Genomic DNA, 15,088 nt, shown 5'->3' with positions numbered 1-15,088 from the left:
TACGGTAAATGTAGGGCTCTGATCGCAATATTGATGATCTATGACCAGTATATATACTGCCCTCGCTTTTAATAAATACTGGTGATAGGAATGTCGAAAACCAAAGTGCTCATTGTTGAAGATGACCAAGAGATAGCTCGTTTAACGACGCTTTACCTCGAAGCCGAAGGTTACAATGTTAGCGTTGTTCATGAAGGGAACTTGGCACTTGAAGCGATTCGCAGTATTGAACCTGATTTAGTCCTGTTGGACTTGATGCTCCCAGGGATGAGCGGCGCGCAGATTTGCCGTCAAGCTCGTGAGTTCTACAATGGAATGATCTTAGTGCTAACGGCCTCTGCCGATGAAATGAGTGAGGTCAGCTTATTTAAGTTTGGCGCGGACGATTACGTTGCCAAGCCGATTCGTGGCCATGCCTTGTTAGCGCGAATTGAAGCGTTATTGCGTAGAGCGGCTCCCGTAACAACTGCGCAAGAAACTACGGCTGAAAAACAGTGCGATATTGTAATCAACAGCTCTGCTCAAAGTGCCACGCTCTATGGCCAAAACCTCAAGCTTACTTCTGCTGAATTTGAAATCTTAAACCTTCTCGTTAATAACATCTGTCAGGTCGTGACTCGAGACCAGTGCTGTCAGCTATTTAGAGGGATAGATTACGCATTTAACGATCGCTCAATTGATATGCGCGTGTCTGGGTTACGCCGAAAGCTGCGCATTCACGCAAAAGACAAACAGTTGATTCGTACGGTTCGCAACAAGGGGTACATGCTGGTTGCGTAAGTTCATTGCTACGAAGCTTCGCTCGGTTTCGATGTTTGCTCGCTTATACCTTGGGATTGTGACTGGGATGTCGGCAACGATATTTTTGTTCTTGAACCTTGGTGACGGGCACATGCGACGCACCGAGATCGAAACCTTCCTCAATGATGGCATCTACTTTGCGGAGCAGTATGTTCGTCAACACAATCAAGAAAACTCACTCTATAAAGAGCTCGATAGAACAGGCTACCAACAATTTTATATCTTCAATTTACGCCTGTTGGAGAATTGGTCGGGCGAGGCGCCTTGCCTACAATGTGAGTTATACACAACCTTAAACGGTGTGCCGATATATCTAAGTGATGACAATCTCTATTCGGCCGTGTTTCAGCTACCAAACTCTAAATTTAGCTTTGGGTTCAGTGAGGTAGGGGACTTCTTCTCTCCTGACATTGAATGGTATGAAGACTCAGAACGACACTTTTTGTTAGGGCTGTTATTGGCTGTGATCGTGGCGATTGGAGCAAGTGTTTACTTACCTGTGAGGCGTTTTCAAGAAAGAATAGAGTTGCTCGTCGAGAAGCAGAAACAGTTTGGTAAGGGCAAGCTCAGTACTCGATCTGACATGGACGACATCCATCCTGTTTCTGATTTGGCCAGCAGTTTTAACTTCATGGCTGAAGAGATTGAAAGCAAAGTAAAACAAAGTCATATCTTCGCTCAAGCTATCCCACACGAAGTGAGAACTCCGCTAAGTCGTATTCAGCTGGCGACCGATATCCTAAGAAGGGGAGCACCCGATAATCATCAGGTTCTTTTCGATGATATTGATACCTACATTGAGGATATCAACGAACTCACGTCAGAAATCATCATGCTGTCGAAGTTGAATGTCATGGATAACTCTTTCTTTGAACTCGTTAAAGTGACCTCCGATCTTCGTGAGTATTGCCTAGACCGAATTCGTTACTCGAAACTAGAGAATGCCACCTTTGAATCTAAGGTACAGCTAGAGTGCAAGATTAAGTGTGATTGCTCAATGGCGCGTTTGGTGTTCGATAACGTGCTCAAGAATGCGGGTAATTACACACAAGACAAAGTGTGGATGACGTTAGATGAGAACTCAGAAAACTGGCTGGTGGTGATTGAAGATAATGGTTCTGGAATACCCGAAAATAAGCGTGATGAGGTATTCCTTCCGTTCTCTCGATTAGATTCAAGCAGAACGTCGACCACAGGTGGATTGGGGTTAGGCCTCGCGATTGCTCTATCGGCGGCTAAAAAGCTTTCTTGGGATATCAAAATCGACGACAGCAACCATGGTGGCGCCAAGTTCAGTATCGTGATTCCTAAAATCGCATAAGCAGTAGCTTTAAGAGCTCTTCAGGCTCGTCAAATAACAAAGCCACGGACTAATACCGTGGCTTTTTCATATTCCGATTTACAAGCGAGTGACTTCTTAGTTACTACTGCTTAGAGCTTAGAGCTTAGAGCTTAGAGCGATGAAGGCCATAAATAGCGTGGTCAATGATGCGACCATTCAAGTTTTCGTTACGCGTGATGATACCTTCTAACGTGAAATGTAAGCGCTCACATACCTTACGGCTGCTTTGGTTACCGGTTGCGGCTGATATCTCGACCTTTTCCATATCTAACTCATTGAAAGCAATATCAATCAGCTTCTGGACAACTCGAGTCACAATCCCCTTTCCTTGGTATGCCTCAGATAACCAATAACCTATCGTCACCTTTTGCTTATCATGGTCAATGGTATTGAAACTGCAGTTACCGACGACCTTGTCTTGATACACGATCGCACAGGTCATACTTTTCCCTTCCGCATAATCGTGTAGCGAGCGTTGGATGAAGATCCTAAAGTCTTGCTCGGTTTTACAATGTGGCGGCCACACGAGCCATTGGCTTAGGTACTCATTCTGGCTTTGTGAGATTTCCGCGTAGTGAGAAGCGAAGCTCTCTTCAACCAATGCGATGGAGAGTTCGTTGTCGATAACCGTTTTAAACATGTCTTTCCTTTTCTTATGGCTGCTTAATTTAAGCGAATCTTAGTCGGCAGGCTATAATGTCGCATGATTTTTAATATGCAACCACTTGTAGCACGGATTTTTCGTGATACGTTAGTTCTATCACGAAACTCATTAAACCTTACAATAGTTGTGTATATAATCATTAGCTATGCATTAGTATTAGCGGCCTAAATATATAAAAACTATAAAAATGCTAGGCTTAAATAATGAATCAACATTGCCAGGACGTGACCGTGGACCTAAGGAAGGCTCTATTCGGTATTGCTAAGGCGCTTGATAACGTCGGTTTCGAAAGCAAAAATCATGGACAGAGAGTGGGCTACATCGCATATCGATGTGCTCTGAGTGTGGGGTGGGAAGAAGAGCAAGCGCAGCTCGCGTTTTCGTTAGGCTTGATTCACGACTGTGGTGTCTCGCAAATTGATGAACAGCTCAGCTTAACGTCTGGGTTTGTACCCGACTCAAGCTATCACCATTGTCAAAAGGGCTACCAAATATTAAAAGAGTGCCCGGTTCTTTCTATATTCGCTAAGCCGGTTCTTTATCATCATACTCCGTGGTCTGAGCTAAAGGCTATTCATATCAGCGAGTTAGAAAAAGAATTAGCAGCTATCGTGATGCTTGCTGATAGAGTGGATTATCTATACGGCATAACTTCTTCTGATCGTTATGGAAACCTAACACCCGATGGCAAAGCGAGCATCATTGAACGTTTGACTGAACAAGCCGATGAGATGTTCGAAACCAACCTTGTTCAACACATGTGTGAGTTGGTCGACCTGGATGATTTCTGGTTTTCTATGGAGATCCCATACATCGAGAACATGAGGGATAATTTTGAGCCTGTGCCCTTTTTCTCTCAACAGATGTCGTTGGATGAAACAGTGGCCTTTGCCGAATTTATTGCCAACGTCGTTGATACCAAAAGTTCGTTTACCTTTAAGCACTCTTTGAAGGTTGGGCAGCTTTCAGAGTACCTCGCCAAACAGCTGGGTTATTCCTACACCACTCAGCGCAAACTCTATCTGGCTGGGTTAGTTCATGATATCGGTAAACTGCAAACCCCTAATGACATTCTGCATAAGCCGGATTTACTTACTGAAGAAGAGTATTGCTGTATTAAACGCCATGCAACGGACACTCGATTCGCATTGCAGGAGTTGTTCAGTTCACCTCAGGTTTGTCAGTGGGCATCTAATCATCATGAAAGGTTAGATGGCTCGGGTTACCCGATGGGTAAAACGGCGGAAGAGTTGGATCAACCCAGTCGAATTGTTGCTGTAGTGGATGTGTTTCAAGCGCTAACTCAGTCTCGCCCTTATCGTGCAGGTATGACGTTAGAAGAAACACTCGCTATTTTGACGGACTACGTTGATAACTTTAAGTTGGATCGAGAAGTGTTTGAGTGCCTTAATAAACACGCGCAATATTGCTTTGAATTATCAACAGACAAACGAATGTACGCGTTTTAACGCCATTGAATGCTTTCGAGGTGTGATGCCTTCACTCATATTCGATGAGAAATGACCAAGCACCAGAAACAGAAAAGCGATAGCCTCGGCTATCGCTTTTTTAATGGGGGCTTATCAGGATCTTTAGATCGAGATTAGTAGCGTTTTAAGATCTCGATGATCGCTTGCTCAGTTTCCGCTGCGATGATGGCATCAATGTCATCATCATTTTGGAACAACTCAGATAGCGCCATAATCGTATGGATGTGGCTATCTGAGTCCATCGCCGCCAGAGTAATCGAAAGGTAAACGTCACCGTTGTCTTCTGACTCTAAATCAACACCCTTTTTGAATACCGTTACTTGCAGTGATGCTTCGTTCACACCATCTTCAGGGCGAGCATGAGGCATCGCAATCTTTGGCGCTAGAACATAGTACGCGCCAATGTCCTTGTGTTTTTGCTTGATAGCTTCAACATAGCTTGCTTCAATTTTGTTGCTCGCTAACAGTGTTGAACAGGTCACGTCTATCGCAGCATCAACCGTTAAGTTTTCTTCAGAGTTGATGATAACGCCTTGGTTACCAATTAAATCGAATAAGCTCATGAAACAATCCACCCTAGGATAAGACCAACAACACCGAAGTCGAAGTCAGCAAACGTTGTCGCTTCAAGACCAAGGCCACCCAGTACTGGAAGCAGTAGCATTGGTAGGAAAGAGATACACAGACCTTGCGTGAACGAACCAAGAATTGCACCGCGTAGACCGCCTGTCGCATTACCGTAAACGCCTGCTGCACCACCTACGAAGAAGTGTGGAACGACGCCAGCTACAATGATTGTCCAGCCAAGCGCGCCTTGAACTGCCATTGCTAGTAGGCCAGCAGCGAAAGAACAAAGGAAACCGATAAGTACCGCGTTTGGTGCTACAGGGAATACCATAGGGCAGTCTAGAGCAGGTTTTGCACCCGGTACGAGTTTGTCAGAGATACCTTTGAATGCAGGAACGATTTCAGCAATCAGCATTTTCACACCTTGCAGTACGATGTAAACACCACCGGCAAACACAAGAGACTGCATGAAGGTGAATACTACCCAGTTCTGACCGTTTGATACTGTTTCAACAAAGTCACCGCCAGCAACAATTGAAGCAAACATAAAGAAGATGGCCATTGTTGTTGCTACAGCAACGGGTGTATCACGCAGGAACATTAGGCTCTTAGGTACGTTGATGTCTTCTGTTGATTTTGAAGTGTCACCAAACTTGCTACCAATGTAACCCGATACTAAGTATGAGAACGTTGAGAAGTGACCCATCGCCAACTGATCAGTACCCATCACTTTCTCTGTGTATTTTTGAGCAAGTGCAGGCATGATAACCATCAGTGAACCCACAATGATCGAGCCGATTGCAACTAGAGCAGTGCCTTCAATGTTAGCTGTAGACAGGATTACCGCTACCAGCATAGACATGAACATTGTGTGGTGACCCGTTAAGAAAATATATTTTAAAGGAGTAATACGAGCCAATAAAATATTCACAACGAATGCGAAGAACATAATTAGAGCCATTTCATAGCCGAATGCTTCTTGTGCTAGTGCAACAATTGCTTCGTTATTTGGAATAACACCACTTACGCCGAATGCTTCAGTAAATACAACTGAGAAGTTATTTAGTGCGCCAACAAGAGCGCCAGCACCAAAACCTAAAATTAGGAAACCCATTACGGTTTTAATTGTGCCTTTTAGAATGGTAGAAACATCTGCTTTTTGTGCAACTAGGCCAATAAAAGCAATTAAACCTACCATGATCGCCGGCTCTTTTAATAAGCCGAGCATGAACTCGAAAAAGTTTTGCATAATTTTGACCTTACATGAAAGTTTTTAGTTGTTCTTCAATAGATGCTTTGTCAAAAATATTTTTAAGGCTGATGATGTTCTCTTTACCAGCGTCTTTTAGTTGGTTTGCAACGTCTGTTGCTGCAACCCAAATATCCGCATTGCTTGATGCTGCAGATGATAGATCTTCGTGATCAACTTCTGCTTCAAAACCAATTTTTTTAGCGACTTCTTTTACTGCCATTTCCATCATTAGAGAAGTACCAAGGCCGTTACCGCAAACTACAAGAATCTTTTTCATAATATTTGTCTCAATTGGATTTTAGGGGTTGAGAAACTTCGTTCTCTTATTGTGTGAGAGCATAGTAATGGAAATATTCAGATTTCAATAAGATCTCCATCACAAAGCTAAAATGAGATTGTGACGGAGATCTCGTTAATTTGTAGTAAAGATCCAGAGTGAGACTTTGATCAAATTTAACTTTTCACTCGAATATGCAACGTATTTTATTGATAAAGGCAGGCTTAATTAGTTTTTATATCAGAATATAAATCTAAAGAGGCTTTATTGTAGAAAATAGAGAATTAATCGTATCGACCGTAGTCAGTAAGCATTTTCTTAAGCATGCTATTAACGTCTTTGGTCTTTTTATTTCTTTTAGTCAGCTGGCTAAGAGAGGTTGGTTTTGGCGAGGCAACATTTTCACTGTCGATTTCTTCAGTTTTATCTTTCATTTTCTGTACGGCAGGCAATAACATTCTAATTTCTTCGTTATTGGCATTGGTCAGTACCACAATATTTTCAGATTCAACTTGAGTAATGGTTAATATCCCGTGTTTAACCGATTCAACCTTTTCACCAATCATAATTGATTCAGGCGCAACAGAACGATCGGTGAGTTGACCAGTACGTAATTTCGCCGCACTAATAGCGCGGATGTTTCCGGTATTTTCAAACGCGACAATAACAGTATAGGTATTATAATATTCAACTACTGTCACATAGCCGTGTCTATTTGTTTTGAATCTAGCTCCATTGTTCATGTCGTGCGGAGCTTCCATTTTCTTCACGTGTTTCCTCTCTTAGTCTCGATGGCTGTTATATCTAATCAGCTCTATTGGTATTTTATAGATAATTATTTGGTGAGATCACACAAAGTATATACGCATCTAAACTTAAGATGAATCTTGAAGTCTCTGGAAATGAGGCAGAGCACAGAAAAGTAGTAAGAATCACACAGAATTAACCGAGAGGTTACGCTCACACACTTAAAGACTTAACATTACAAATTCAACTCCCTACAGATTGTTTACAGTTTTGAAGCACGAAAACGACGATAAACAATACGTTTTGGCTAATCCTTGACCGCGCGATCGTTTGCGTCAAAAAATGTGATGAAAGTCTCATTTAACTGTTTATACTTCTCTTCCGGTTTTAAGCCGGTGCTTAGCCAATACAAGCCGTCACATGGATATGTGAATGACCCCACGGACCGGACCAGCTACGTTCCACTGCTTGTATAAGGTGATTTTTTACATGAACAACTCGTTGTTACATTCGCTAACCCTGTTAGCTCCTTCATCGCGTAGCGTTTTGCTTGCGGTTCTTTGTCCTGTTCCTTTGATGTCATTTGCTTGGCTCATGTTCACTCTTTAAGGATTACTAGGACACATTATGAATATTCTATTTGGTTTTGTCGGTGTTCTTGCACTGATTGCTTGCGCGTACCTGTTATCTGAAAGTCGTTCTTCAATTAACTGGAAAACGGTCTCTCGTGCACTATTACTTCAAATCGGTTTTGCAGCCTTAGTATTGTATTTCCCATGGGGACAATTGGCGCTAACAAGCCTAAGTAATGGTGTTTCTAGCCTGCTTGGTTTTGCAGACGTTGGTATCGCATTCCTTTTCGGTGACCTTGCTACTGAAGGCTTCATTTTCGCGGTTCGCGTGCTTCCAATCATTATCTTCTTCAGTGCTTTGATTTCTGCGCTTTATTACTTAGGCGTCATGCAAAAAGTGATTCAAATCTTGGGCGGAGCGGTGCAAAAACTGCTGGGTACAAGTAAAGCTGAATCTCTGGTTGCTACAGGTAATATCTTCCTTTCTCAGGGTGAGTCTCCTCTTCTAATTCGTCCCTTTTTAAAGTCTATGACTCGTTCGGAACTGTTTGCTGTAATGGCAGGTGGTATGGCGTCGGTAGCGGGTAGTGTACTTGGTGGTTATGCTGGCCTTGGTGTTGAGCTTAAATATCTTATCGCTGCAAGCTTTATGGCGGCTCCGGGTAGCCTGTTGATGGCGAAGATCATCGTTCCTGAGCGCAGCACACCAAGTGATTACGACCACATTGAGCTCGATAAAGCTGACCAAAGCAACGTGATTGATGCACTGGCAAGCGGCGCGATGAACGGTATGAAGGTTGCGGTAGCGGTTGGTACTATGTTGGTTGCCTTCGTGAGTGTGATTGCGATGGTCAACACTGGCCTAGAAAGCTTAGGTGAAACGTTCGGTTTTGCGGGCATTACACTGCAAGCTATCTTCGGTTACCTGTTCTCGCCTCTTGCATGGCTAATCGGTATCCCGAGTGATGAAGTATTGATGGCAGGTTCTTACATCGGTCAGAAGATCGTTATGAACGAGTTTGTTGCTTTCATCGACTTCGTTGAGAACAAAGCTCTGTTATCTGAACACAGCCAAGTGATCGTGACTTTTGCTCTATGTGGCTTTGCTAACATTGGTTCTATCGCGATTCAGTTAGGTTCAATCGGTGTTATGGCACCAGAGCGCCGTGCTGAAGTTGCAAACTTAGGTTTGAAGGCTGTAGCTGCTGGTACGCTAGCAAACCTAATGAGTGCATGCTTAGCGGGTATTTTCATCCTGCTTTAAGCTAGATTCAGTTAAAGCGCCTAAATTGAGTAAAAGCGGATATCTTGCTTACGGAGTTAACGTAAGGAGGGTGTCCGCTTTTTTGTGCCTGTTAATCAGGCGAAATCAGGTTTTGGCCGTCGACTGTGATTTGTCTATAGTGAGTAAAAGCTCACTCGGAAGAGTAATAGAGCCGGTTCCTTTTATCCGATATACTTGAATATCATCAGGTTGCGATTAATAACATTCGGCTTCGATTGAGAATATTCGGTTTCGACTAAGCATATCCGCTTTCGACTAAGAACAATGGCAACCAAGCTAAATTAATCAAGGGTCTCTCCATGAACATTCGCGTTCTCATCGGTCTTATTGTTACCTTCATTGGCTTGTTTGCGATGGTTTACCTAATTGCCGGCGGCGCTCAGTTTCCTATCTACCAGTGGCCAAAAGAGGCTTATCTCGGTTTGGTGTTCAGTGTAGTGTGGGGGGCAGGTGTCGCAGCGTCTGTAGCGTATTTCTTCTCGGCATTGGTATTTGTCACTGTCGCCGTGGTTTGCTATGCGATCGGTTATAAAATCGGTGGGCTCTTTTCTTCAAGTTCTAAAGTTTAATCTTATCAAGGTGTGCTGATGTTCATTGAAGTAGGGCTGATTTAAATGCACTGGCTCGATCGTTGGAAGGTGTATCGCTATCATCGAAAACAGACTAACCGCTCGAATGGCGACAAGGCTAAAGCTTTAGGTTGGACTAGCGAAGAGAGCCAGTTGTGTCGCTTTGAAGTGATAGCTCGTTCGGCGGACTTCGAAAAGAAGAGTGTTTTAGATTTGGGTTGTGGCTATGGCGAGCTATTTGAACTGCTCGACAGCATCTACCGTATTCAATCTTACACTGGCGTTGACCAACACGCAGGCTTTCTAAAGAAGGCGAAGCAAAACTACACAGAAGATCGTTGTCGGTTTTTGTCGGGTGATATGAGCAAAATGAACCTTGAGGCGCACGACATTGTCATCGCGAGTGGTTCACTGAACTACATCTCTCGTGATTCTGATTATCTGACAAACATGATTACTCGTATGTATGAATTGGCGAATCAGACGGTGATTTTTAATCTTCTCAACTCAAGCCAGTATCCCTCACGTAATACCTTGATGAGTTATCACCCTCAGGGCGTGTATCGCTTTTGTAAGACGCTTTGTGAGGATGTTTCTTTAGTAGAAGGTTACGCAGAAGGGGATTTTACGATAGTGATGAACAAAGTCTGCCTCTGAACTCAAACTCAAACCTAAGCCAGAACGAAGTGATGGTGTCGTTAGAATTAAAAAAGCCGCAGGCCTTGAAAGGCATGCGGCTTTTTGGGTTCTTAGACTAACCTAAGTATCTAAGACCAGCCTAGGTATGTTGCTAGTTCTTCAGCGGCTGGTTTTTAATGAGTCCGTAAGGGATGTTAGTAAACACCTTAGGGTTGCCTTCATAAGTCGGCGCTTCATTCACTTGCTGCCAATCGAGTAGCATGATTGCTAATACGTTACGGTGTTCACCGTACTCAAGGTCAAAATCGCCAGTAATTGAAGGGATCATGCCTTGTTTCTCATCGATTGAAGCTTGAATCGCGAGTCGAGTTTTCTCTACAACTGGGTCATCTTCTAAACCTGCCAATAAGAAGGTTAATCCAACCTCAGCAATCACATCTTCTTTCGCACGCAGCAGAATCGTATCGATGTTTTCTCTAAAGTAATCGTAGATCCATTGATGATCTTGTTCGCTGACTTGATGTTGGTAATATTCTGAGTCGCCAAAGATGACGTGTGTCATACCATAGATCTTATTGCCGTATTGCTGGCTTGAAAGCTTTCTGTCTTTATCGTCTGGGTATGCTTTTTTGAAGGTATCGACGAACTCATCAACGACATCTTGCTCACCCAGTTGACGCAACCAGTAAACCTGATTCGCTAACTGAGCAGCCCACGCTTTCACCATGTCTTCATTGGTCACGTATCGAGAGAAGTCATAGCGACGAATGATTTCGCGCAGCTTGGCATCGTTCTTGTGTTCTAAACCGTATTCATTAGCACGAGCCATAGAGCCTAGAAGGTCAACACCAAGATAAAGGTACTCAGGCATGTGCTTGGTGATGTTATAGCGTCGAACACTGCGCTCATCGTTATCACCAATATAAGATGCAACTCGCTTCTCTGAGTAGAGTACGATTTGTTCCATGGTTTGAACGTCATTCGACAGGGTGCTGAGCTTGCTTGCTACTCGAGCCATGTCGCTCCACACCGCCGCTGAATACTTGTCGTCTAATGTTTGACGATACATGCGCAGCCCGTAGTGACCTTCTTTGAATGCAGGCAGAGTGTAAAGCTGGCTTTCATAGGTGGTGCGAATGAGGTCAGCAGATTGCTTGAAAGATTGTTCTTGAGAATTGAGCGAATCTGCTTGGGATTGAACGTTCACTGCGGTTGGCGCTTGAACGTTTTCTTGTGCATGAACGGCAACGGCAACCGAGGCTGATAGCAATGTACACAGTGTGATAGTTTTTAACTTCATGTCGTGAGGTACCAAGCTGATTATTAGTCTATGTAAAATAACATTGATGAATCCTTTAATGTAAGCGTTGAGTCAATACAATGTAAGCTTTATAAGGTTCACTAACCCTTTTTGATTAAACCATTCGTTTAGTAAAGAAGTTTGAAGTGATGGATCACTCAATATTTGATAGATAGTCGACGTTAGTATGGATTTTTAATGACTTAGCGGCATACTGGGGCAATAAGCCAGAAATGAGCCGTTATAAGGCAGTATATAGAACAATAGTGTTAGAGGTTCGTAAATGCCAAGTGGTTCTAGCAAGCAGTGGTCTGCCAGAGTAGTATCTTTTCTTTTTTTTCTTGCGATGGTAAGCGCAATTGAGTTCTTTCATGCCAAGCAATTAACTTTTCTTAAAAACGAATCGTATTCAGAGGCAAAAAAGCAACTATCCATTATTCGTTCTCGGATTGAAGCCGCGATCGTGTCAGATATGTATATCCTCAATAATTTCTCGACCTTAGTGACCATCAACCCCGATGGTGAGGTGAAAAATTGGGATAAGATTGCTGAGAATATCATTCAAGATGGCTTCCATATTCGACTTATCGGACTCGCCAAAGACGACATTCTAAATTTTGTTTACCCGCTGGAAGGTAATGAGCAGATTCTCGGTATTAATTATCGTGATCACCCAAATCAATGGGAGTCGGTTGAGATAGCTCGTAATCTTGGCAACACCTTTATTGCTGGTCCCTTTGAGTTGTTTCAAGGTGGGCAAGCCCTCATTACGCGCACTCCGATCTTCCGAGATCCGCCTTTCAATCAAGATTACTGGGGTGTCTCCAGTGCTGTTATCGGTTTAGATGAGCTGTTTGAAGATGTTGGTATCGGCAAGATCGAGAACAAGTATGAATTAGCAATTCGTGGTGCAAACAGTTCAGGTAAAGATGGCGCTGTCTTTTATGGCACTCAGGATGTGTTCGATAATGCGTTCGCCACTGAACAGGTGAGTTTCCCATACGGGGGTTGGTACCTTGCTCTCTCCGGTAACGAACATGTATTGATGGATGAGCCTTGGTATCGCATCCAAGCGGTACGGCTGGTGGGATACTCCATTATATTAGTGCTGGCGTTTGCCTTCTTTACTATTTATCGCCTGTACCGCATTGCAGATAGCCGCTCTATGCATGATGAGTTAACGATGTTACCGAATCGTCGATACTTCATGTATAGCCTCAAGCAGGCCTTCAAAACCACTCAAAAACAGAGAGCGAGAACCTTTGCTGTTGTAAATATCGACCTCGATGGGTTTAAAGCAATCAACGACACCTATGGTCACGCGGCAGGCGATCAGGTATTGATCGAGTGTGCTAACCGTATAAGAAGTGAGCTGCGTGTTTCAGATATCGTCGCAAGGATAGGCGGTGATGAGTTCTTAGTCTTGTTGCCACGCATCATCGATGATCAACACGTATCGTCGATCGTGACTAAACTACGAAAGGCGATATGCTCGGCGCCAGTTGTGTACGAGGCGCACTCTATTTATCTCAGAATCAGTGTGGGTTGGGTTATTCACAATAACAACTACAATGATGTCGATGCGCTCTTGAAAGCCGCTGATGAAAAAATGTACGAACAGAAGCGACAAGTTATCTAGGTTGAATTTGAGCTGCGATTAGAATTTAGTTGCTGAATGTGGGGAAAAGCCTCAGAATACCGCGCTTTGCTCCGTATCAATGTATTTGATGAGCGAAAGCTGAAGCGACGCACTTTTTAACGTGTTGCTCATACTAAATGTTATTCAACTGAGAAAATAATCTATGAGTTTTACCTCCCTTGGCCTTTCTGAACCGATCCTTAAAGCTATTGAAGCACAAGGTTACGATAAGCCATCACCAATACAAGAGAAAGCCGTACCAGCTGTCCTAACGGGCAAAGATGTTATGGCCGCTGCTCAAACAGGTACAGGTAAAACTGCAGGCTTCACGCTACCTATTCTTGAAATGTTATCGAAAGGTACTCGCGTACGTCAGAACCAAGTTCGTGCGCTCGTGTTAACGCCAACTCGTGAGCTTGCTGCGCAAGTGAATGGCAGCGTAGTGAAGTACGGTATTAACTTACCGCTGACTTCAACGGTAGTGTTTGGTGGTGTGAAGATTAACCCTCAGATGCAAAAACTGCGTAAAGGCAGTGACGTGTTGGTGGCAACACCTGGTCGTCTACTTGACCTATACAACCAAAATGCAGTGCGTTTTGACCAACTAGAAATCCTCGTGCTAGATGAAGCGGACCGCATGCTAGACATGGGTTTTATCCGCGATATCCGTAAGATCTTGGCTTTCTTGCCTAAGAAGCGTCAGAACCTACTGTTCTCAGCGACGTTCTCTGATGATATCCGCAGCTTAGCGAAAGGCTTGGTGAACAATCCTGTTGAGATTTCAGTAAGCCCTGCAAACTCAACGGCAAAAACGGTTGAGCAAAGCATCTACCCAGTAGACAAAAAGAAAAAGAGCGCAATGCTAGCGAAGCTAATCAAAGATAACGATTGGCGACAAGTGTTGGTGTTCAGTAAGACGAAACACGGTGCTAACAAGCTTGCTCGCTTCCTTGAAGAGCAAGACATCACTGCGGCACCTATTCATGGTAACAAGAGCCAAGGTGCACGTACTAAAGCCTTAGAGAACTTCAAAACAGGTAAGGTACGAGTACTTGTTGCAACTGATATCGCCGCTCGTGGTATCGATATCCCGCAACTGCCTCAAGTAGTTAACTTCGATCTTCCTCATGTATCAGAAGACTATGTACACCGTATTGGTCGTACTGGCCGTGCTGGTGAAGTAGGTAAAGCGATTTCATTGGTTTGTGCGGATGAAGTGGGTGAACTGTTCGGTATTGAACGCCTTATTCAACAAGTGCTAGAGCGTCGTGAACTGGAAGGTTTCTCTCCAGTAAACAAGTTGCCTGAGTCTCGCTTGGATTCACGTCCAATCAAGCCTAAGAAGCCAAAGAAAGCAAAACAGCCACGTGAACATGCTGATGGTCAACGCTCTGGTGATAACGCTCGCGGGCACAAGCCAGCAGGTAAGAACAAGCGTCATGTAGCTGGCAATGGTTCGGCGCCAAAGCGTAAACCAACATCAGGAAAGAAACCGGCTGAAAACAATTCAACTGCGACAGCTGAAGATAAGTCAGTAAGAAACAATGGCAGCAACTTTAAGCGCGGTAGTGCGGGCAATAAACCTGCTGCAAATAACGCGGGTTCTCAGAATACTCTGAGCAAACCAAGCGGTGCGGGTAAATCTAACGGTACTGGTAAGCCAAACAACGCGGGTAAACCTGCAGGTAAGCCGAAGAAGTCTGGTTACGGCGGTAGTTACGGCCCAAGCAAGTCGTCAAATAAGCCGACAGGCAATAAACCTTCACCGTCGAGAAGCCGCTCTAAGCCAGCTCCTCAGAAGTAATCTTTTCTGAGATATTGAAAGAGCAACGAACAGGAGTCGCTTTATAAAAAGGCGTCTCGTGGGTTAAGTTCTTTCTGTCATAGAAATCGAATAAGCGCGAATATTGAATCTCAATGTTCGCGTTTTTTTATGGGCGCTGT

14 protein-coding genes are annotated in these 15,088 nt (G+C 43.8%); 8 read left to right on the top strand and 6 right to left on the bottom strand.

The window, feature by feature from the left end; genetic code table 11:
* Nucleotides 1–90 precede the first annotated feature (90 nt).
* The gene (locus HRQ85_RS08195; RefSeq protein ID WP_048617038.1) at nucleotides 91–780 is read left to right on the top strand and encodes a response regulator transcription factor; all 690 of its coding nucleotides are present in this window, start codon (nucleotides 91–93) and stop codon (nucleotides 778–780) included.
* Entirely contained in the window at nucleotides 773–2,122 is a 1,350-nt protein-coding gene (locus tag HRQ85_RS08190; protein ID WP_172379269.1) for a sensor histidine kinase, read from the top strand. Before HRQ85_RS08195 ends, HRQ85_RS08190 begins: the two co-directional genes overlap by 8 nt.
* Nucleotides 2,123–2,246: 124 nt before the next feature.
* On the opposite strand, the gene HRQ85_RS08185 is transcribed toward HRQ85_RS08190, so the two are convergent.
* Nucleotides 2,247–2,783 carry a GNAT family N-acetyltransferase gene (locus HRQ85_RS08185; RefSeq protein ID WP_059019039.1) on the bottom strand — a complete coding sequence of 179 codons (537 nt, stop codon included), beginning with the start codon at nucleotides 2,781–2,783 and terminating at the stop codon, nucleotides 2,247–2,249.
* A 227-nt stretch (nucleotides 2,784–3,010) separates the two neighbouring features.
* Between HRQ85_RS08185 and HRQ85_RS08180 the strand changes: the two genes are divergently transcribed.
* On the top strand, nucleotides 3,011–4,276 hold the full coding sequence (locus HRQ85_RS08180) for an HD-GYP domain-containing protein (protein WP_050644072.1): 1,266 nt from the start codon (nucleotides 3,011–3,013) through the stop codon (nucleotides 4,274–4,276).
* 134 nt (nucleotides 4,277–4,410) lie between these two features.
* On the opposite strand, the gene HRQ85_RS08175 is transcribed toward HRQ85_RS08180, so the two are convergent.
* From HRQ85_RS08175 to HRQ85_RS08160, 4 genes are all read right to left on the bottom strand, one after another.
* Nucleotides 4,411–4,860, bottom strand: a complete 450-nt coding sequence (locus HRQ85_RS08175; protein ID WP_017070990.1) for a PTS sugar transporter subunit IIA — start codon at nucleotides 4,858–4,860, stop codon at nucleotides 4,411–4,413.
* Nucleotides 4,857–6,113 (bottom strand): PTS ascorbate transporter subunit IIC, encoded by a 1,257-nt coding sequence (locus HRQ85_RS08170; protein WP_048608964.1) that lies wholly within the window; start codon nucleotides 6,111–6,113, stop codon nucleotides 4,857–4,859. Before HRQ85_RS08170 ends, HRQ85_RS08175 begins: the two co-directional genes overlap by 4 nt.
* Nucleotides 6,114–6,123: 10 nt before the next feature.
* The gene (locus HRQ85_RS08165; RefSeq protein WP_017064872.1) at nucleotides 6,124–6,393 is read right to left on the bottom strand and encodes a PTS sugar transporter subunit IIB; all 270 of its coding nucleotides are present in this window, start codon (nucleotides 6,391–6,393) and stop codon (nucleotides 6,124–6,126) included.
* A 284-nt stretch (nucleotides 6,394–6,677) separates the two neighbouring features.
* Complete coding sequence (locus HRQ85_RS08160) at nucleotides 6,678–7,154, bottom strand: hypothetical protein (RefSeq protein WP_172379359.1); 477 nt, start codon at nucleotides 7,152–7,154, stop codon at nucleotides 6,678–6,680.
* A gap of 613 nt (nucleotides 7,155–7,767) precedes the next feature.
* On the opposite strand from HRQ85_RS08160, the gene HRQ85_RS08155 reads away from it, so the two are divergent.
* The 3 genes from HRQ85_RS08155 (at nucleotide 7,768) to HRQ85_RS08145 (ending at nucleotide 10,223) form a co-directional block, all read left to right on the top strand.
* Nucleotides 7,768–8,976 carry a NupC/NupG family nucleoside CNT transporter gene (locus HRQ85_RS08155; protein ID WP_017060598.1) on the top strand — a complete coding sequence of 403 codons (1,209 nt, stop codon included), beginning with the start codon at nucleotides 7,768–7,770 and terminating at the stop codon, nucleotides 8,974–8,976.
* A 320-nt stretch (nucleotides 8,977–9,296) separates the two neighbouring features.
* Nucleotides 9,297–9,566: a hypothetical protein gene (locus tag HRQ85_RS08150; protein WP_017066500.1), complete on the top strand. Its 270-nt coding sequence runs from the start codon at nucleotides 9,297–9,299 to the stop codon at nucleotides 9,564–9,566.
* Between the two features lie 45 nt (nucleotides 9,567–9,611).
* Nucleotides 9,612–10,223 carry a class I SAM-dependent methyltransferase gene (locus HRQ85_RS08145; RefSeq protein WP_050621741.1) on the top strand — a complete coding sequence of 204 codons (612 nt, stop codon included), beginning with the start codon at nucleotides 9,612–9,614 and terminating at the stop codon, nucleotides 10,221–10,223.
* Between the two features lie 133 nt (nucleotides 10,224–10,356).
* On the opposite strand, the gene HRQ85_RS08140 is transcribed toward HRQ85_RS08145, so the two are convergent.
* Entirely contained in the window at nucleotides 10,357–11,505 is a 1,149-nt protein-coding gene (locus tag HRQ85_RS08140; RefSeq protein ID WP_172379268.1) for a DUF3541 domain-containing protein, read from the bottom strand.
* A 283-nt stretch (nucleotides 11,506–11,788) separates the two neighbouring features.
* Here HRQ85_RS08140 and HRQ85_RS08135 point away from each other — a divergent pair, with 283 nt between their 5' ends.
* Nucleotides 11,789–13,144, top strand: coding sequence for a diguanylate cyclase (locus tag HRQ85_RS08135; protein ID WP_052879981.1), 1,356 nt, complete (start codon nucleotides 11,789–11,791; stop codon nucleotides 13,142–13,144).
* A gap of 163 nt (nucleotides 13,145–13,307) precedes the next feature.
* Nucleotides 13,308–14,948 carry a DEAD/DEAH box helicase gene (locus tag HRQ85_RS08130; protein ID WP_172379267.1) on the top strand — a complete coding sequence of 547 codons (1,641 nt, stop codon included), beginning with the start codon at nucleotides 13,308–13,310 and terminating at the stop codon, nucleotides 14,946–14,948.
* The last annotated feature ends 140 nt before the right edge of the window (nucleotides 14,949–15,088 follow it).

It is taken from the genome of Vibrio sp. Vb339, from assembly GCF_902751245.1.
Taxonomy (GTDB): domain Bacteria; phylum Pseudomonadota; class Gammaproteobacteria; order Enterobacterales; family Vibrionaceae; genus Vibrio; species Vibrio coralliirubri.
The sequence above is the reverse complement of the archived record's forward strand: the minus strand, read 5'-3'. Positions and strand labels throughout refer to the sequence as shown.